This is a genomic window from Gilliamella sp. B2923 (assembly GCF_026536565.1).
Taxonomy (GTDB): Bacteria; Pseudomonadota; Gammaproteobacteria; order Enterobacterales; family Orbaceae; genus Gilliamella.
The window spans coordinates 18050-37057 of the sequence record NZ_JAFNNZ010000011.1 but is presented as its reverse complement, the minus strand read 5'-3'; the positions used below and the strand labels follow the sequence as shown (position 1 = coordinate 37057).

Here is a 19008-nt window from a genome sequence, read left to right as displayed (position 1 = left end):
AATAATGAATGATACGCAACATTCCATTTTAAAAACTGTTTTTACCACTAAAATGCTGATCTGTATTTTTACTGGTTTTGCTTCAGGGCTTCCTTTTTATATATTATTACAACTCTTACCGGCATGGCTGGAAAGTGAAGGGATTAATATACAAACAATCGGCGTTTTTTCATTGACCCAAATTCCTTATATCTTTAAGTTTGTTTGGGCTCCATTTATGGACAGAATCTCACTTTTTGGCTTAGGTCGGCGACGAGGTTGGATGTTAGCGTCCCAGATGACATTACTAGCCTTTATTGCGATATTAGGTTTTTTATCGCCCTCATTAAATATCTGGTTAATCGCTCTTATCAGTTTTATTATAGCCCTTTTTTCAGCGACACAAGATATCGCACTTGATGCATTTAGGCGAGAGTTATTGCTGGATAATGAATTGGGTCTTGGCAATAGTATCCATACCAATGCTTATCGTATTGCAGGCTTAGTACCGGGTACATTATCGCTGATATTATCCAATTATTTGCCATGGAATAGTGTATTTATTATCACTGCACTTTTTATGCTTCCGGCTATTATCATGACTTTAATGGTTAAAGAGCCCCCTAATCAAGCACCGAAAAATCAAAGTATTGAAGATATTATTACCAAACCATTTAGCGAATTTATTACCCGTAATGGTTTAAAATCGGCCATGTTAATTTTAGCCTTCATTTTTCTCTATAAATTAGGGGATAGTATGGCTACTTCGTTGGCAACACCTTTTTATTTAAAAATGGGCTTTAGCCGTTTAGACCTAGGCTTGATTGCCAAAAATTCATCGTTATGGCCAAGTGTATTTGGCGCCTTAATCGGTGGTATACTGATGATTAAAATTGGCATTAACCGTGCGCTCTGGTGTTTTGGCGTAGTTCAAGTTGTTTCTATTTTTGGTTTTATTTGGCTATCTATTGAAGGGCCATATACAGTCATAAATTTAGAACAAAAAATTTCATTAGCTTTAGTTATAGGGTTTGAGGCATTAGGAGTAGGTTTAGGCTCAGCAGCATTTGTTGCATTTATCGCCAAAACGACAAATCCTCTTTATACAGCAACCCAATATGCTTTATTTTCCAGTATTGCATCAGTCCCCAGAACATTAATTAACTCAACCACCGGATTTATGGTCGCCTATTTAGGATGGACGACATTTTTTATTTTATGTGCAATTTTAGCTATACCCGGTATGTTATTATTATTTAAAGTTGCCCCATGGAATACAAAATCTCAGGAGAATAATAATGGACAAATTAACTCAAGCATTTAATTTTAGACACGCATGTAAAAAGTTTGATACGACTAAAAAAATAAGCCGTGAAGACATTGAATATATCTTAGAAGCCGGGCGACAATCTCCTTCAGCATTTGGGCTTGAGCCTTGGCACTTTGTTATTATCGACAATGACAAAATAAAAAAAGAGTTGCGCACGGTGTGTTATAATCAGGAGCAAGTCACAAGTTGCTCACATTTTGTTATCGTGCTTTATCGTAAAGCAAATAATTTCACGCTACAAAGCGAGTACTTTCGCCGAACAGTTGCACGCACACTACCCGATAGTGATGATCAAACAGCGATTGATAACACCTGCCAATCAATTATAAATTTTTATAATCATGGATTAGCCAATGGCTTAACGATTGATCATGCTTGTGAAATGCAAGATTATATCGCTTGCGCTAATATGTTAACAGCAGCGGCCTATCGAGAAATCGATTCTTGCACAATCGGTGGATTCCAATATGACGGTATTGTTCAAATATTAGAAAAATATATGCCTAAATTTAGCGCTGAAACCTTTGGTATTGGGCTTTGTTTGGCTTTTGGTTATCGTATCAATGAGCCAACCGAGCACGTGCGTTGGTCTCTTTCTGAAATCACAACCCACTTATCTGAATAATTGATAGGTGACTTTCCCGGTCGTCGCAAGGCGACTCGGAAAGACTCATCAATGTCCAATAACCGATTTCAATTTTAAGTTATTAATGACCAATTCATACATACGCTAAAAATCTATAGCTCAACATAATATTTCAATTTTCTGGCGAAAATGGTTAATAATGTCAAAACAATAATGGCTCTGGCATAAGTTGTTTTGGATTGTAAATATGACTTTTGTTTTTAAGCCTATATCACTTCCTTTAATTACAGCCGAAGAGCCAAATAGACGGGTTAGTAAAACTTTATGTTTGGAAAAGTAGAGATGAATCTTAAATCTAAAAAATAAATCAAATTTATGTTGTTAATCAATTACTATTGCCCTAGCCTATTGCTGCAATAATCATTTTTTTTGCACGAAAGAGCTTGATAATGTTAGACTTATCAACCACTAATCGTTTCAATTTTGCTTAATAATGCCGGAATGTTTGAAAGGAAGGAATTAACATAATGAAAACTAAACATGCACGTTTATTAATACTTGGTTCTGGCCCTGCCGGTTATACAGCTGCTGTCTATGCCGCACGCGCTAATTTATCGCCAGTACTCATAACCGGTACGCAACAAGGCGGTCAACTTACCACCACGACAGAAATCGAAAACTGGCCAGCAGGCGCTCCTGAATTAACCGGCCCGGAATTAATGGTAAAAATGAAAGAGCATGCAGAAAGATTTAATACTGAAATTATTTTAGACCATATAGATCGGGTTGATTTTAGTCGCAAACCTTTCAAACTTTTCGGCAGTGAAACCCAATACAGTTGCGATGCACTTATTATTGCAACTGGTGCATCAGCACAATACCTTGGCTTACCCTCAGAAGAAGCGTTTAAAAGTAAAGGCGTTTCAGCCTGTGCAACTTGTGACGGATTTTTTTATCGAAATCAAAAAGTCGCTGTTGTTGGTGGTGGTAATACAGCCGTTGAAGAAACACTATATTTGGCAAATATCGCCAGCGAAGTCCATTTAATTCACCGCCGTGGTAGCTTTAGAGCTGAAAAAATCCTAATGGATCGATTGGCTGAAAAGGTCAAAGAAGGCAAAGTTATTTTACATACTCATCAAATTGTTGATGAAGTACTTGGTGATAATATGGGCGTAACGGGTGTAAGACTGCGAAGCACGCAAGATCCTAACTTAACCGAAGAGTTAGCGGTATTAGGTCTATTTATTGCAATTGGGCATAAACCCAATACCGATATTTTCGAAGGTCAACTTGAATTGAAAGATGGCTACATTAAAGTTAAGTCGGGCACACATGGTAATGCAACCCAAACAAGTATAGAAGGAATTTTTGCCGCTGGCGATGTAATGGATAATATCTATCGTCAAGCGATTACTTCGGCAGGAACAGGCTGCATGGCCGCCTTAGATGCTGAACTTTATTTGGATAATATTAAGTAAATAAAACAGTCCATGTCATTAGATAAAAAACGTCAAACTTACTTACTTGGCTGGTTGAAACAACACGCAAAAAAATACCAATCAAATCTGCGTGCCTCGATTTTAACCGGCTTTATCTTGACTCTTTTCATGATTGCTCAAGCTGCATTGCTTGCCACTATTTTACAAAAAATAATCATTGAACAAGTCAATTTCTCAGAAGTTTTAATCTACTTCTTGCTATTAATTGTCATCCTATTAGCGCGAGCAATATTGATCTATTTTCGGGAAAAAATTAATTTTGCTTTGGGCAGAAAAGTGCGTAATCAAATTCGGCAGGATTTAATTAATCAATTTGAAGCACTGGGTCCAGCTTATTTAAATCAAAGTACCACTGGTGCCTTAAGTACTTTAGTTATTGAACAAGTTGATAATCTGCAAGATTTCTTTGCGCGTTATTTACCACAAATGCGATTAGCCAGTATGGCGCCTATCATAATTTGTATCGCAATTTTACCTTTTAATTGGGCTGCTGCGGCTATTTTATTTTGCACTGCCCCACTTATCCCAATCTTTATGATTTTGGTTGGTATGGGCGCTGCCGATATTAATCGCCGGCACTTCAAAGCATTAGCCTATTTAAGCGGACATTTTTTAGACCGGTTAAAAGGTTTAAGCACTATCCGATTATTCAATCAAGGTGAAAAACAGGCGAACGAAATTAAAAAAGCGTCAGAAGATTTTCGAGTTAAAACCATGCAAGTGCTTAAAATGGCATTCTTATCTTCAGCCGTTCTAGAGTTTTTTGCCTCTATCTCAATAGCTGTTGTGGCAGTTTATTTTGGTTTTTCCTATTTAGGCGAGTTCGATTTTGGCTCATATAGTGGCAGCGTAACCCTCTTTGCCGGTTTTTTTGCCTTAATTTTAGCACCTGAGTTTTTTCAACCATTACGCGATCTTGGTACCTATTATCACGCAAAAGCTGAGGCGATTGCCGCAGCAGACAATATTGAAACTTTTTTAACGCAAAAATCAACTAAACAGCAATTTGATAATGCTACAGCAACAATTGATTTTAATGATTCGCTACAAACCATTGAAGCAGATAACTTAATTGTGTTATCAAGTGAGAATAAGCCGATTGTTGGTCCATTATCTTTTACGCTTAAAGCGCCGTTTAAATTGGCTTTAATCGGTACCAGCGGTGAAGGTAAAACGTCGTTGATGCAGGTGTTATTAGGATTTTTACCCTATCAAGGCTCATTAAAAATTAATGGAATTGAGTTTAATCAGTTAACATTGTCAAGTTGGCAAAAGCAGATAAGTTGGATTGGTCAAAATCCTTATTTAATTAACGGCTCAATACGTGAAAATATTTTACTTGGTAATCCAAATGCCACCGATCAGCAGCTGGCATCTGTCATTTCACAAGCTCAATTAGCGGAAGTTATCGCTAAATTACCCAATGGATTAGATACTCAAGTGGGCGAAGATGCCATTCGTTTATCGGTAGGGCAAGCACAACGTATCGCACTGGCAAGAGCGATGCTAAAACCATGTCAATTACTTATTCTTGATGAGCCGACCGCCAGTTTAGATAAACAAACGGTGCAAAATTTAGAACATCATAATATTGCAACAAACAGTATAACAATTACTCACCAAAATGAGGATTTGCATTCGTATGATTCAATTTGGCAACTTTCTAAAGGGCTTTTACATTGTCATATCAAGGAGAGTTTATGATAGCAACATTACGCCCCTATATTGCACTTTATAAACACTATTTTTGGCAAATTTTACTCGGTTTGTCGTTGTCGATACTTACCCTTTTTGCCAGCGTATTTTTACTTTCGTTATCTGGCTGGTTTTTAGCCTCTACGGCTTTTGTTGGGGTCGCTGGACTCTATACTTTTAACTATATGCTACCGGCTGCTGGGGTACGTGGCGCTGCAATCACTCGTACAGCTTCACGTTATATGGAGCGGTTAGTTGATCATAATACGACTTTTCAAATTTTGTCCTATTTAAGAACGCTAGCTTTTCAAAAGATTTTACCTCTTAGTGCAAACCAATTATCTCAGTACCAACGTGCCGATTTACTCAATCGCTTTATTGTCGATATCGATGCGCTTGATCACTTATATTTAAAACTTTTCTCACCGATTATCACTGCTCTAATCACTATTGGCGTGATGTTTATTGCACTTAGTCAGATTAATCTACCTGTTGCATTAATTATTACCATTGTGCTGACACTTACTTTACTGGTCGTGCCGGTGGTTTTTTATTATGCAGGTAAGCAATTAGGTGAAACACTTGCTAAGCAACAAAGTGAATATCGCTTATTGCTGATCAATTATTTACAAGGACAAGCTGAGTTGACACTATTTAACGCTCAGCCTCGATACCGGACTAAATTAGATCAATTAGAATCAAGCTGGCTAAATAACCAGCAAAAACAGTCAGCATTAATGGCATTATCAAGCGCATTAGTCCTACTTATTACCGGAATTTTAACACTGCTCGTACTGTGGTTAATTACTCAATATACCCTATCACCTATAGTTGCGCTATTTGTGTTTGTCTGCCTTGCCAGCTCGGAAATTTTAGCTCCAATCCCAACTGCCTTTATTTTCTTAGGGCAAGTATTAACTTCTGCGAAACGTACAACAGCAATATTTAACCAAAAACCGGAAATTGAATTTATCCCGCATGGGCAATCACTGGATTTAAGCACTGCTAAAGTGCAATTTGATAACATCAGTTTCAGTTACCCTAATCAACCATTTGCCGTATTGAGCAATTTTTCATTAACCGTCAATGCCGGTGAACATGTTGGCTTAATAGGCAAAACAGGCTGCGGAAAATCGACTTTGTTAAATTTAGTTACCCGCAGTTGGCAACCCGATGCCGGGCAGATCTACATCAACGATGTCGCAATTGATGAGCTCGATGAGCCAACGCTTAGACAGGCCATTGCAGTTGTTCCGCAAATTATCACGATTTTTAGCGATAGTTTACGTCAAAATTTATTAATTGGTAACAGCTCAGCTTCTGATCAGCAGTTAATAGAAGTCTTACAGCAAGTTGAGCTCGATAAGCTTCTTACTACTGAGCATGGTTTAGATTTACCCCTTGGACAGGGTGGGCGCTCGCTATCGGGGGGCGAAATTCGCCGCATCGGTATTGCCAGAGCACTACTGCATAATTCACCATTAATATTAATGGATGAACCGACAGAAAGTTTGGATCAGCACACTGAACAACAAATTATTCAATTAATTAAACAGGTTTGCCATGATAAAACATTGCTAATGGTCACGCATCGTTTGACTGATAATCCGTTATTTGATCGAGTCATTTCGCTCTAATGGAATAAAATGCAAAACAGCGGTTTTATACTTTAACGTATAGTAAATCTGAAACTTCTTGTCAAAAAATGATTGCTTAGGCTGATCTGCTCGCTATTTTTAAAAATATGCTATACTAGCGCTTTATTTATTCGAATAGAGAGTTTATTTTGCAACAATCGTTACAAGATTTTATTATAGATAAAATTGATGATCTAAAAGGTCAAGATATCGTAACTCTTGATGTACGTGGTAAATCAAGTATTACTGATTATATGATTATTTGTACTGGCACATCTAATCGTCATGTAGCATCAATCGCCGGTCATTTACTTGACGAAGCGAAGAAACACGGGCACCTTGTATTAGGTAGTGAAGGCCAAAACGATGCCGATTGGGTCGTGGTTGATATGGACTCAGTTATTGTACATATCATGCAAGAACAGAGCCGCCAACTTTACGAACTCGAAAAACTTTGGAGTTAATGGCGTGAAAATACAGCTTATTGCTGTTGGCAATAAAATGCCGAGTTGGGTCATTACCGCCTTTGATGATTATCGTTCTCGATTTCCTAAAGATATGCCATTAGAGCTTATTGAAATACCAGCCGGCAAACGTACTAAAAATGCTGATATCGCCCGTATATTAGACAAAGAAGGCGAGCTTATGTTAAGCGCATGCGGCAAAAGTAACCGTATTGTGACTTTGGACATTCCGGGTAAACCTTATACCACCCACAATTTAGCTGAGCAGTTGGAGCGCTGGAAAACAGACGGTCGAGATGTTAGTTTATTAATTGGTGGCCCTGAAGGTCTATCACCTGCATGTAAAGCTGCAGCTGAACAAAGTTGGTCACTCTCACCACTTACTTTACCACATCCTTTGGTGCGGGTGATTGTTGCTGAAAGCTTGTATCGAGCATGGAGTTTAACCACTAATCATCCTTATCATCGGGAATAAGAGCAATAAAATGAGCGCAGTTATTTTAGATTTGCAAATTGCCACCGAGCATAATGAAAATTTACCCACCGAGCAGCAGATTATGCAGTGGTTGGAAGTCATTTTGCCACAATTTATGGAAAATGCTGAAATTACCATTCGTATCGTTGATGAGCAAGAAAGTCAGCAATTAAACAATACTTATCGTCATAAAGACAAACCAACTAATGTGCTGTCTTTCCCTTTCGAGTCACCGATTGAAATTGATATACCTTTGCTGGGCGATTTAGTTATTTGTAAACAAGTGGTTGAAGCCGAAGCGAAAGAACAACACAAATCATTATCTTCACATTGGGCACATATGATCGTTCATGGCTGTTTGCATTTATTAGGCTATGATCATATCCTTGACGAAGAAGCTGAAGAAATGGAAAATATCGAAATTGATATTATGAATCAATTAGGATTTGATAACCCTTATCAACCAATTGACTAAATAAAATTTTTAATATTACTTCTATCAACTAAATAGAATCTTTAAAACAACAAGACAGAAAGGAAAAGAGCAAATGAGTGATGACAATCACCGGAGCCCAAAAAAAGGGTTTACTTTATGGTTAAGTCAGTTATTCCATTCAGAACCAAAAGATAAAGAAGAACTGATTGAAGTGATTCGTGAAGCAGAAGAAAACGAGCTTATCGATCCTGACACCCTTGATATGATTGAAGGTGTAATGGATATAGCCGAACAGCGAGTTCGCGATATCATGATTCCCCGCTCTCAAATTGTAACAATTAAAGATAATTATACACTTGATGAATGTTTAGATATTATTTCTGAACATGGTCACTCCCGATATCCGGTAATTAGTGAAGATAGAGATCATATTGAAGGTGTTTTATTAGCCAAAGACTTACTTATCTATATACGCCAAGGCGTTAATGATTTTGATTTAAAAAAGATCTTAAGACCAACTGTAGTTGTGCCGGAAAGTAAGCGTGTCGATCATATGCTCAAAGAGTTTCGTATGCAGCGCTACCATATGGCAATGGCGATTGACGAATTTGGCGGGGTATCGGGACTTGTCACTATCGAAGATATTTTAGAGCTTATTGTCGGTGATATTGAAGATGAATACGATGAAATTGAAGATCGTGATATCCGTCGCTTAAGCCAATCGGTTTACACCGTGCGCGCACTTACACCAGTTGAAGATTTCAACGAAATTTTCGCCACTTCATTTAGTGATGATGAAATGGATACAATTGGTGGATTGGTGATGCAACATTTCGGTCGTTTACCTTTACGTGGTGAAAGTATCACAATTGACGGCTATCAATTTAAGGTCACAATTGTTGATAGAAGACGAATAATTCAATTACATGTCACCATACCTGATGGCGCAACCGTGCCAAATTTAGAGATGCCGGAGCATGCTTAAACAGATTTTATTCAGTCTAGTATTCGGTGCCATTGCTGTTTTTAGCTATGCGCCTTTTCACATCTGGCCTTTGGCGTTTGTGTCATTTGCCGGACTGTTATGGTTAATAGCAAACAAATCCAAAAAACAAGCTTTAGTTCTAGGACTTTGCTGGGGTATTGGATATTTCTCAGCTGGCATTCACTGGATATATTTCAGTATTAAACAGTATGGCGAACTCCCCTCCTTTATTGCCGTTATTATTTTAGGTTTTTTAGTTTTATATTTATCACTCTTTCCAATGCTGTTTGCTTTCCTTATTCGCTCAGCTGATAGAGTGGCTAAACCATTTACGTTTAAACAACTGGTACTGATAATGCCAATTGTTTGGCAAATAACCGAATTTTTACGTGGTTATATTCTTACTGGTTTTGCTTGGCTACAATTCGGTTACAGCCAACTTGATAGCCCATTACGGAACTTTTTTCCAATTGTGGGGATTGACGGGCTTAATCTTATTTTCACCATTTTATGTGGATTATTAGTTTTTAGCTTACATAAGCTGATTAAAACAGTCCAAAAATGGCACGCATTTGGTGCAATTATTGCACTGTTAGTGATCTTAATTGCACCAATTTCACTCAAAAATATTCAATGGACAACTATTGATAATCAGCGTTCAGCCAATTTTGTTTTAGTGCAAGCAAACATTGCTCAGTCAATACGTTGGTCATCTGAGCAACTGAATAATACATTACTAACCTACGCTAAGCTGACCGAAGACAACTTAGATAAAAACAAAATTATTATTTGGTCTGAAGCCAGTATCACCGATTATGAACTCAACCAGCAACCCTATTTGCAATATATTGATAATCAAGCCAGAGCGAATGATTCAGAGGTCGCTGTAGGAATTATTGATTACCGCTTTAGTCAATTTGGAAACAGCCCAACTAGCGAAGTTTATAATAGCTTGATCGTGTTAGGAGAACCAAAACCTTATCAATATCCAACAACTAATCGCTATCAAAAACACCATTTAGTACCATTTGGTGAATTCACGCCTTTAGAATCCGTACTTCAACCTTTGACCAATATGCTCGATATTCCTATGTCCTCGATGCAACCGGGGGGAGTAAACCAACCGCCACTGACCATGAAAGGATTTAAATTTACCACTGCTATCTGTTATGAAATCATCTTATCTGATTTAATGTGGCAGAATTTCACGGCTGATACTGATTTTTTATTAACCGTTTCCAACGATGCGTGGTTTGGTGACAGCATTGGGCCTAAGCAGCATTTGCAAATGGCGCAAGCTAGAGCATTAGAGTTTGGTAGACCGTTAATTCGCAGTACCAATAATGGTATTACAGCGATAATAGACCATAAAGGTAATATCATTAAACAATTACCTCAATTTAAAACTGATGTATTAATCGACACGATTTCACCCACCACTGGTCTAACTCCTTATGCCAAATGGGGAAATAAGCTCTATTTTTTAATCATATCTTTAATGCTTATCTCACTTTTTATAAAAAAACGTCATAATTAGTAAGACTGGCACAATTATTGCTTATATGTAATTGGTTTCTAAAGAAATTGGGTAAAAATCTATTGTTAAAATGCCAGAATCTGACGTTGTATCTAGCTCCAATTATCTACAAATAAATAGTAAAAAGTACTTTTATGCTAAAAAATAAGTTATAATATACGCCCTTTGTAAAAATATTAAATAAATTTAATATGATACAAATTAAACAGTAGGAGATGAGTATGAACAAGAAGACAAAATTAACCAAATTAGTATTATCATTTGCAATGTTAGGTCTAATTAGCGGATCAGCGGTTGCAGAAGAACTAACTGGTACTTTAGCCAAAATTAAAGATAGTGGTGTGATTGTTGTTGGTCATCGTGAATCTTCTATTCCATTTTCCTACTATGGTGAAAAACAAGAGGTCATTGGCTATTCACAAGATTATTCGAATCTGATTGTAGAAGCAGTTAAAAAAGAGTTAAATTTACCAGATCTAAAAGTAAAATATTTACCTGTTACTTCTAAGACTCGTATTCAACTACTTAATAACTACACTTATGATTTTGAATGCGGTTCGACCACTAACAATCTTGAACGCCAAAAAACGGTTGATTTTTCGAACAGCATCTTTATTGTTGGTACACGTTTCTTAGTGAAAGCTGATAGCGACATTAAAAGTATTGAAGATCTTAAAGGTAAAAATGTCGTTACCACAGCAGGTACAACTTCTGAAATTCGTTTAAATCAAATCAATAGTAAAGAAGGCTTAGGCATTCGTATTATTACGCCAAAAGATCATGGTGATGCATTTAATGCTCTTGAAACTGGTCGTGCAGTAGCATTTTTAATGGATGATGCTTTGCTTGCTGGTGAACGTTCTCGCGCAATTAACCCAACAGAATGGAAAATTGTTGGCGAACCGTTATCTTATGAATCTTATGGCTGTATGTTAAGAAAAGGCGATACTCAATTTAAACAATTAATGGATAAAACCATTGCTGATGCTCAAATATCAGGAAAAGCACTGGAATCATATAACAAATGGTTTACTCAACCAGTACCGCCAAAAGGCGCAAATATGGATCTGGAAATTTCACCTAAAATGGTTGAGCTTTTTGCAAATCCTAACGATAAAGCATTAGATTAATACTTTTCTTATTCTTTCTAATCCTGTGTACTAAATGTAATTGGCATTTAGTACATAATCTAATTTAGTGAATTAAATATATTATGAGTTTTAATTGGACACTATTTTTTGAACCCACCCCTTATGGTGACGGAATTTACCTAAACTGGTTGTTGGACGGTATTTTTGTCACAGTTTCATTAGCCGTTACCGCATGGATTATTGCATTTGTGTTAGGGTCTTTTGTCGGTATATGCAGAACATTGGACAACAAATTTTTAAATAAATTTGCCGCTGGCTACATTCAGCTGTTTCGTAATATTCCCTTACTTGTTCAAATGTTTTTATGGTACATGATACTACCTGAATTATTGACCGGGAGTTTAAAAACTTGGTTTATTTCGGGATTATCACCAAATATCAGTTCATTTATTACAGCATCAATTGCTTTAGGTTTATTTACCTCTGCTCGTATTGCTGAACAGGTCAGAACCGGTATTCAAACTTTGCCAAAAGGACAAAGATATGCCGCAATTGCGCTTGGTTTAACAAACCGACAAGCTTATCAGTACGTATTATTACCAAATGCTTACAGGCGTATTATTCCACCATTAACTTCGGAAATGACCAATATTATTAAAAATTCCTCTGTTGCATCAACCATTGGGTTAATTGACTTGATTGGACAAATTGATCGCATCAATGAATCGACCAATAGTATTGTTGAAATATTGTGTGGTGTAACAATTGCCTTTATGCTTATTAACTATGCTGTACTTACCATTATGCGAATTGTTGAGAAACATACTCGTTTGCCAAACATGAGTCACGGAGGATAATATGCAGTTATATACTTGGATTGCCAATATACCTTCACTGGTAAGCGATAATTATCATCTATTATTAAGCGGATTATGGTTAACGACTAAAATTACTTTGATTGCTGTTATTTTCGGCATTATTTGGGGAACAGTCTTAGCATTAATGCGCCTATCAAATAATAAATTTCTTAATATTTTTGCAAAATGTTATGTTAATTTATTTCGTTCCATTCCATTATTATTAGTATTGTTATGGTTCTATTTAGCGTTACCACAAGTAATAAAATTCGTCTTTAATCTGCCGCCTTATGCAGATGTACGAATTGTCTCAGCGATGATCGCTTTTGCCCTTTTCGAAGCGGCATATTATTCAGAGATCATTCGTGCTGGTATCAATGCAGTTACAAAAGGCCAATATCACGCCGCCTATGCACTCGGTATGACAAAAGGTCAGGCTATGCGTTTAATTATTCTGCCGCAAGCATTTAGATCGATGGTGCCACTATTATTAACTCAAGGTATTATCTTGTTCCAGGATACTTCGCTTGTTTATGTCATGAGTTTAATCGACTTATTTGGCGCAAGTGTGACGCAAATCGGTAATGTACAAGGTGGTACAGTTAAATATTCAATGATTATATTTGCAGCGGCAAGTTACTTTATAATTTGTTTTACTGCTTCACGTTTAGTTAATTATTTCAAGAAAGGGATAAGTCGATGATCTCCTTAGAAAATGTATCAAAATGGTATGGACAATTTCAAGTTTTAAAAAACTGTAGTACCAAAGTCGGTAAAGGCGAAGTTGTTGTTGTTTGTGGACCTTCAGGTTCTGGAAAATCCACACTAATAAAAACGGTAAATGGTTTAGAGCCAGTTCAACAAGGTAAAATCATTATTGATGGAACAGAAGTAACGAGCAAATCCACTAATTTAGCTAAATTACGTTCTAAAGTGGGTATGGTATTCCAACATTTTGAACTGTTTCCACATTTAACAATTTTAAAAAATCTTACGCTTGCTCAAATCAAAGTATTAGGTAGAGCTGAAGATGAAGCTCGTGATAAAGCGTTAAACCTTCTTGAGCGAGTCGGCTTACTTGCCCACGCAGATAAATACCCTGCACAGCTATCGGGCGGTCAGCAACAACGTGTCGCTATAGCTCGCGCACTTTGCATGGATCCAATCGTTATGTTATTTGATGAACCAACATCAGCGCTCGATCCAGAAATGGTTAACGAAGTACTTGATGTTATGGTTGAGCTTGCGTATGAAGGCATGACAATGATGGTTGTAACCCACGAAATGGGCTTTGCTCGAAAAGTTGCGCATCGTGTCATTTTTATGGATGCCGGTGAAATTATTGAAGATACCTCTAAAGAGCAATTCTTTACCAATCCTCAATCTGATCGTGCTAAAGACTTTTTAGCCAAGATTATTCACTAATCAATTACACAGGGCAAATTGCCCTGTTTTTTTATATCTCGCAATATTTGTAGTTTTTAGTTCGCCGTTTGGATTGTGCTACAAGCCTCAAAACGTAATATTACGATTGTTTATTTTCTAATAAATTAACTAATCCGCTATGTCTAACGGTTTGTGTTTTGATTGCTTGTGATAAGATCTGTTCATTAGCGTAAATGGATACAGATTTTTTAGCACGTGTAATTGCTGTATAAAGCAATGAACGATTGAGCAGTGGTGAATAATCGGTAGGTAAAATAATATTGACCTTATCAAACTCTGAACCTTGAGATTTATGAATCGTCATCGCATAAGCTGTTTCATGTTCCGGTAGTCGAAAAGGCGAAAATCCCTTAATCGATCCGTCAGCAAAAGGAAAATAGACTCGCAGTTTAGTATTATCATGTTCTGCCATTAACGTAATGCCAATATCGCCATTATATAAGCCTAACGATGAGCTATTACGCAAGATCATAATTGGTCGGCCAACATACCAAGCTTCTTTGTTTTTCAAATGAATTAATCTTTTTTCGGCTAACAGTGATTCGATTTGTTTGTTTAATCCTTCAACACCAAACATGCCTTCACGTACCGCGCAAAGTAACCGGTACTGAGCAAATTTTTCTAAAATGTCAGCAATATCATTATTGCCTCTAGGATTGATAGCAGTTAAATAACTTTTATAATGGTCAACACAATCATGCAATACTGCTTCATATGCGTGCTGGGAAGTTAAAAGGTGGTAATGAATATCATGAAATAATCTATCAGCTAAAAGCTTTTTAGCGGTGGCTACTTGCCCTTCTTTAACCGCATTAGCCAGTAATCCTATTCCGGATGATTCATTGAATCGATAGCTCTTTTGTAATAAACAAATACTATCGGTTATTATGGCCACTTGTTGACTCGATGGAATAGCATAACCCGTTAGTTGGCTTAATTGTTCTGCACGAGCGGGGCTATATCCGGTTGAGATAAATTCACATAAGTCACCAAATACTGCGCCGGCTTCAACTGAGGAGAGCTGATCTTTATCACCTAATAATATCAAGCGTGCGTTTTTAGGCAAAGCATCGATAATTCTTGCCATCATATTTAAATCAACCATTGATGCTTCATCTACCACTAACACATCAATATTCAAGGGATTATTTTTATTATAACTAAATTCACGATTATCTGCCTTCGCACCAAGTAATCGATGTAGCGTCACTGCTTCAGCTTTAATGTTTAAATGATCAAAGGAGAGTTGCGAAATAGCACGACTAAGTGATTCTGTCAGTCTTGAAGCAGCTTTACCCGTCGGTGCAGCGGTCACAATTCTTGCATTCGGTTGAGTTAAGACGATTCCGGCTAAAATTTTTGCTACCGTGGTGGTTTTACCGGTTCCCGGCCCGCCGGATATAATGGCAACTTTACGAGTCAATGCCACCGCAACGGCAACTTTTTGCCAATCAATAAAAGTTTGGCGGTCGGTAAAAAGTTGGTCTAATATTAACTTCAAATCAACATTGTTCCCTGAATTTTCAGTCAACTCATTACAATTAAAATACTGTGCTACTTGCTTTTCATCGTGCCACATTCGTTGAAAATAAAGTTTATTATCGATAAGAATAAGGGGGGAAAGTTTAGAGCCATCACTCACAACTTGTGTATGTTGAGCATGATCTAATGCATCTAGCCAATCCTTTGTTGTAGGTGAAGCTAAATCCAGCCAGACATCTGGCGCTATAGTTTGTTGGTTCAAGTTGGTAAGATCAAGGCAGACATGCCCTGACCTTACCTCTTTACTCAGTGATAGCACCAAAAAGCTAAAACGTTTGAGGATTAACTCATCATGCAACTTAGCTTTGTTAGTTAAAAACACAACCAAATGAATATCAAGCAAACTGATTTGGCTGTCTTGTTTAAATTGGTTTAACCACTGATTTAGCATACTTTGTTTCTGTTTTAATGAAATTATAACCCTATTATATCGTCAACTCGATCTTTAGGATAAGTCAGTTTGAAACTTAAATTTAGAGTTTTACTTTCACTTGGGTTTAACTTCAATTGCCACGAGAGTTTGCCTGTTGTTTGGTCATATTCGGCGCCATCATATTTGGTATCATTAAGTGATATAATTTTATCTCTAATTACCGGTAGTTGGTCATAAACCATAATATCTATCGGTAATGATTTAGCATTTTTTACATTTATAGTATAAGCATATTTTTGTGTAATATCGTTACCAAAAAATGAAGGTTTAGATGTTTCATTCACATTGCGATTACGTGAAACATAAATATTTTTATCATGTCCCAGAGCAATATCAAGTGTATCTGGCAAATCCTCAGTATTAATATAACTCTCACCAATATAATTACCCGCAAAAAATACTGTTAATTTACCTGGTAGGAGATTAAGTTTTTCCCAATCTGCGACTTTTGCTTGCAAATAAACACCATTATCCAATTTTGGTAATGCAACATATTGATATTTTGCTTCAACTTCTTTAGTTTGCAAAGTTAGCATATTATTTTTAGAATTGGATTTTATAGTATTGGGTAAATTAACCTTAAAAATGGTATTAATACCTAAAGTATTAACCGTAACATTATTTACATTTGAATTAACTTGATTCGAATAACTGCTGTAACGATTGCTGTCGCCAAAGTCGTCAGCTGCCAGTTTTTTATACCCTTTACTGCTCACCGTTTCAATATACCATGGCAGGAAAAAAGGAGCAGTTATCCCTTTACTTGGATTAGATGTGGATAAAATAAAATCAACATCTTTCCAATCCAGGCCACTATTTTGATAGATATCAGCTTTATATGTTAAATACATTGGTGAATTTATATCATCAACTCGTACGTCATATGCAGGACTCCAACCAGCAACATTGGTGACATAAGATAATCTAATTGGTAAAGTGATATCTTTATTCGAATAAACCGTCACATTAATTGCATTAGTTGAGTTTTTGGTTGATTCTTCTAAATTCGTAATCTCCTCTTGGCATTTTAGAATTTGCTCTTTCAATTGGTCGATTTCTTTCTGTAATTTGTATTCTTCACTTAAAGCAGTAATTAAATTAGTTTTAATAAACTCCAACATATTTTTTAATTCAGTTACATTACTATTTGCCCCTTTTGATAGCAATTCCAAATGATTTCCACGTAAAAGAGTGACTTGTTCGGTTGTTGCTTGCAGTTGAATTTCAGTGTTATCGTATTTTTCTTGTAACTGTTTTAACTTTTCAAGTAATGGCTTTGCATCATCGTTTTGTTTATTATCAATATAATTTTCATTTAATGACGTTGATAAAACTCTTACGTCATTATCGTCAAATCCTACATTAATGGAGTTAGCTCTTGTGCCATTTGCAATATTGGTTAAAACTAATTGATTTTCACCTTTTTTTAATGAGACCCTAGACTCTCCTTCCAATTCTGCACCTTTCAAAAATAATGTTACTTTATTTAGCGTCACATTATTATCTGCAAAAGCACTTCCGGAGAAGCAAGCGATCAAAAGCACAACTGTTTTAATTTTCATGTAATTCCTTTCCTTAAATATAATCATAATAATAAAGTTGATAAGAACATTTTTATCAACAAAATGAATAAAGAGCTAGAACACAAAATCATTGTATGTCTAATTCCCTAAAAACACAAAATCATTAATATTAATTATTTTTGTTTAATATATTGAACATTTAATAAAAATAATGTAAATTTTGTTACAAATAAAAAACAGAGAAGGAAACAAAATGAATAGCTTCAGTTATTTAAAAAAAGCAATAAAACGCAAAAATTTATCCCTACAAACTGTTGCTGATGCCTGTCAAATGACAAAAGGTTATTTAAGTCAACTTGTTAATGACAAAATTAAGAATCCTAGCGCACAAAAACTACATTCACTTCATCAGTACTTACAAGTCGAAGAATCCGCCAAAGATAAAAAAATTGGTGTTATTTTTGGTAAATTTTATCCTTTGCATACCGGACACATCTATCTTATTCAACGAGCAATTAGTCAAGTAGATGAACTTTACGTTGTTCTCTGCTCTGATACTAACCGAGATATGGCATTGTTTGAACAAAGTGCGATGTCTCGCCAACCAACAATTAACGATAGAATTCGGTGGCTGTTACAAACGTTTAAGTATCAGAAAAACATCCATATAGAGCTTTTAGAAGAAGACGGTATTCCTGCTTACCCTAACGGTTGGCATCAATGGAGTGAACGTGTTAAAAAATTATTTAGAGAAAAAGGCATTAAACCTAACTGTGTCTACTCGAGCGAACCGCAAGATGTTGCGATGTATAAAGACTTATTTGATTTAGAGACAGTGCTAATCGATCCTACGCGGCAATTTATGCAAGTGAGCGGCACTCAAATCAGGCGAGCACCATTAAAAAATTGGCAATATATTCCAACTGAAGTAAGACCCTTTTTTGTAAGAACTGTCGCAATACTAGGTGGTGAATCAAGTGGTAAATCAACCTTGGTCAATAAATTAGCAAACGTATTTAATACTACCAGTGCTTGGGAATACGGCCGAGATTACGTTTTTTCTCAACTTGGTGGGGATGAAAGAGCTTTACAATATGCCGATTATGATAAAATTGCGCTTGGTCACGCTCAATACATTGATTTTGCAATAAAACATGCAAATAAGGTTTCGTTTATCGACACCGATTTTGTCACCACTCAAGCCTTTTGTAAAAAATATGAAGGCAAAGAGCATCCTTTCCTACAAGCAATGATCAACAACTATCGTTTCGATTTGGTCATTTTATTGGGCAACAATACCCCTTGGGTCGCAGACGGTTTACGACATTTAGGCAGCCCAAAACAACGTAAAGATTTTCAACAATTGCTTATTACATTGTTAGAAAAAAATAATATTAACTATATTCAAATAGATTCACCCGATTATGAAGAACGTTACTTACGCAGTATCGAATTGGTTAATCAACTTATTAATGATGAAGAGTATTAAT

17 protein-coding genes are annotated in these 19008 nt (G+C 36.3%); 15 read left to right on the top strand and 2 right to left on the bottom strand.

Features of this window, described 5'->3' with window-relative positions; all coding sequences use genetic code 11:
* Window positions 1-4 precede the first annotated feature (4 nt).
* From J3U42_RS10675 to J3U42_RS10610, 14 genes are all read left to right on the top strand, one after another.
* Window positions 5-1303: an AmpG family muropeptide MFS transporter gene (locus J3U42_RS10675; RefSeq protein WP_267336438.1), complete on the top strand. Its 1299-nt coding sequence runs from the start codon at window positions 5-7 to the stop codon at window positions 1301-1303.
* Window positions 1278-1934 carry an NAD(P)H-dependent oxidoreductase gene (locus tag J3U42_RS10670; protein ID WP_267329278.1) on the top strand — a complete coding sequence of 219 codons (657 nt, stop codon included), beginning with the start codon at window positions 1278-1280 and terminating at the stop codon, window positions 1932-1934. The genes J3U42_RS10675 and J3U42_RS10670 overlap by 26 nt, the downstream gene beginning before the upstream one ends.
* A 488-nt stretch (window positions 1935-2422) precedes the next feature.
* The gene (gene trxB / locus J3U42_RS10665) at window positions 2423-3376 is read left to right on the top strand and encodes a thioredoxin-disulfide reductase (RefSeq protein ID WP_220219150.1); all 954 of its coding nucleotides are present in this window, start codon (window positions 2423-2425) and stop codon (window positions 3374-3376) included.
* Window positions 3377-3388: 12 nt separating this feature from the next.
* Window positions 3389-5101: a heme ABC transporter permease/ATP-binding protein CydD gene (cydD, locus tag J3U42_RS10660; RefSeq protein WP_267336437.1), complete on the top strand. Its 1713-nt coding sequence runs from the start codon at window positions 3389-3391 to the stop codon at window positions 5099-5101.
* On the top strand, window positions 5098-6729 hold the full coding sequence (gene cydC / locus J3U42_RS10655) for a heme ABC transporter ATP-binding protein/permease CydC (RefSeq protein ID WP_267336436.1): 1632 nt from the start codon (window positions 5098-5100) through the stop codon (window positions 6727-6729). The genes cydD and cydC overlap by 4 nt, the downstream gene beginning before the upstream one ends.
* A gap of 149 nt (window positions 6730-6878) precedes the next feature.
* Window positions 6879-7193, top strand: coding sequence for a ribosome silencing factor (rsfS, locus tag J3U42_RS10650; protein ID WP_324099755.1), 315 nt, complete (start codon window positions 6879-6881; stop codon window positions 7191-7193).
* A gap of 4 nt (window positions 7194-7197) precedes the next feature.
* Complete coding sequence (gene rlmH / locus J3U42_RS10645) at window positions 7198-7668, top strand: 23S rRNA (pseudouridine(1915)-N(3))-methyltransferase RlmH (RefSeq protein ID WP_220219147.1); 471 nt, start codon at window positions 7198-7200, stop codon at window positions 7666-7668.
* A gap of 10 nt (window positions 7669-7678) precedes the next feature.
* Window positions 7679-8143 (top strand): rRNA maturation RNase YbeY, encoded by a 465-nt coding sequence (gene ybeY / locus J3U42_RS10640; protein WP_267329275.1) that lies wholly within the window; start codon window positions 7679-7681, stop codon window positions 8141-8143.
* Between the two features lie 73 nt (window positions 8144-8216).
* Entirely contained in the window at window positions 8217-9089 is an 873-nt protein-coding gene (corC, locus tag J3U42_RS10635; RefSeq protein WP_220219145.1) for a CNNM family magnesium/cobalt transport protein CorC, read from the top strand.
* A complete protein-coding gene (gene lnt, locus J3U42_RS10630) occupies window positions 9082-10626 on the top strand; it encodes an apolipoprotein N-acyltransferase (RefSeq protein ID WP_267336435.1) in 1545 nt (514 codons plus the stop codon). The genes corC and lnt overlap by 8 nt, the downstream gene beginning before the upstream one ends.
* Window positions 10627-10847: 221 nt before the next feature.
* Window positions 10848-11756: a glutamate/aspartate ABC transporter substrate-binding protein gene (locus J3U42_RS10625; RefSeq protein WP_267329273.1), complete on the top strand. Its 909-nt coding sequence runs from the start codon at window positions 10848-10850 to the stop codon at window positions 11754-11756.
* A gap of 83 nt (window positions 11757-11839) precedes the next feature.
* Window positions 11840-12574 carry an amino acid ABC transporter permease gene (locus J3U42_RS10620; protein ID WP_267329272.1) on the top strand — a complete coding sequence of 245 codons (735 nt, stop codon included), beginning with the start codon at window positions 11840-11842 and terminating at the stop codon, window positions 12572-12574.
* 1 nt (window position 12575) lies between these two features.
* Window positions 12576-13277 carry an ABC transporter permease subunit gene (locus J3U42_RS10615; protein WP_220219141.1) on the top strand — a complete coding sequence of 234 codons (702 nt, stop codon included), beginning with the start codon at window positions 12576-12578 and terminating at the stop codon, window positions 13275-13277.
* Window positions 13274-13999, top strand: a complete 726-nt coding sequence (locus J3U42_RS10610; RefSeq protein ID WP_267329271.1) for an amino acid ABC transporter ATP-binding protein — start codon at window positions 13274-13276, stop codon at window positions 13997-13999. Before J3U42_RS10615 ends, J3U42_RS10610 begins: the two co-directional genes overlap by 4 nt.
* A gap of 100 nt (window positions 14000-14099) precedes the next feature.
* On the opposite strand, the gene recD is transcribed toward J3U42_RS10610, so the two are convergent.
* Both recD and J3U42_RS10600 read right to left on the bottom strand, forming a co-directional pair.
* Entirely contained in the window at window positions 14100-15953 is a 1854-nt protein-coding gene (gene recD, locus J3U42_RS10605; protein ID WP_267329270.1) for an exodeoxyribonuclease V subunit alpha, read from the bottom strand.
* 23 nt (window positions 15954-15976) lie between these two features.
* Window positions 15977-17557, bottom strand: a complete 1581-nt coding sequence (locus J3U42_RS10600; RefSeq protein ID WP_267329269.1) for a mucoidy inhibitor MuiA family protein — start codon at window positions 17555-17557, stop codon at window positions 15977-15979.
* Between the two features lie 214 nt (window positions 17558-17771).
* Between J3U42_RS10600 and nadR the strand changes: the two genes are divergently transcribed.
* Complete coding sequence (nadR, locus tag J3U42_RS10595) at window positions 17772-19007, top strand: multifunctional transcriptional regulator/nicotinamide-nucleotide adenylyltransferase/ribosylnicotinamide kinase NadR (RefSeq protein ID WP_267336434.1); 1236 nt, start codon at window positions 17772-17774, stop codon at window positions 19005-19007.
* Window position 19008: the final 1 nt, after the last annotated feature.

What these genes read in the sequence shown, in the direction of transcription:
- cydC (WP_267336436.1), top strand. Translation starts at nt 5,098, where the DNA reads ATGATAGCAACATTACGCCCCTATATTGCACTTTATAAACACTATTTT.
- corC (WP_220219145.1), top strand. Translation starts at nt 8,217, where the DNA reads ATGAGTGATGACAATCACCGGAGCCCAAAAAAAGGGTTTACTTTATGG.
- J3U42_RS10600 (WP_267329269.1), bottom strand. Translation starts at nt 17,557, where the DNA reads ATGAAAATTAAAACAGTTGTGCTTTTGATCGCTTGCTTCTCCGGAAGT.
- J3U42_RS10670 (WP_267329278.1), top strand. Translation starts at nt 1,278, where the DNA reads ATGGACAAATTAACTCAAGCATTTAATTTTAGACACGCATGTAAAAAG.
- J3U42_RS10675 (WP_267336438.1), top strand. Translation starts at nt 5, where the DNA reads ATGAATGATACGCAACATTCCATTTTAAAAACTGTTTTTACCACTAAA.
- trxB (WP_220219150.1), top strand. Translation starts at nt 2,423, where the DNA reads ATGAAAACTAAACATGCACGTTTATTAATACTTGGTTCTGGCCCTGCC.
- J3U42_RS10610 (WP_267329271.1), top strand. Translation starts at nt 13,274, where the DNA reads ATGATCTCCTTAGAAAATGTATCAAAATGGTATGGACAATTTCAAGTT.
- ybeY (WP_267329275.1), top strand. Translation starts at nt 7,679, where the DNA reads ATGAGCGCAGTTATTTTAGATTTGCAAATTGCCACCGAGCATAATGAA.
- recD (WP_267329270.1), bottom strand. Translation starts at nt 15,953, where the DNA reads ATGCTAAATCAGTGGTTAAACCAATTTAAACAAGACAGCCAAATCAGT.
- J3U42_RS10625 (WP_267329273.1), top strand. Translation starts at nt 10,848, where the DNA reads ATGAACAAGAAGACAAAATTAACCAAATTAGTATTATCATTTGCAATG.
- J3U42_RS10615 (WP_220219141.1), top strand. Translation starts at nt 12,576, where the DNA reads ATGCAGTTATATACTTGGATTGCCAATATACCTTCACTGGTAAGCGAT.
- lnt (WP_267336435.1), top strand. Translation starts at nt 9,082, where the DNA reads ATGCTTAAACAGATTTTATTCAGTCTAGTATTCGGTGCCATTGCTGTT.
- J3U42_RS10620 (WP_267329272.1), top strand. Translation starts at nt 11,840, where the DNA reads ATGAGTTTTAATTGGACACTATTTTTTGAACCCACCCCTTATGGTGAC.
- nadR (WP_267336434.1), top strand. Translation starts at nt 17,772, where the DNA reads ATGAATAGCTTCAGTTATTTAAAAAAAGCAATAAAACGCAAAAATTTA.
- cydD (WP_267336437.1), top strand. Translation starts at nt 3,389, where the DNA reads ATGTCATTAGATAAAAAACGTCAAACTTACTTACTTGGCTGGTTGAAA.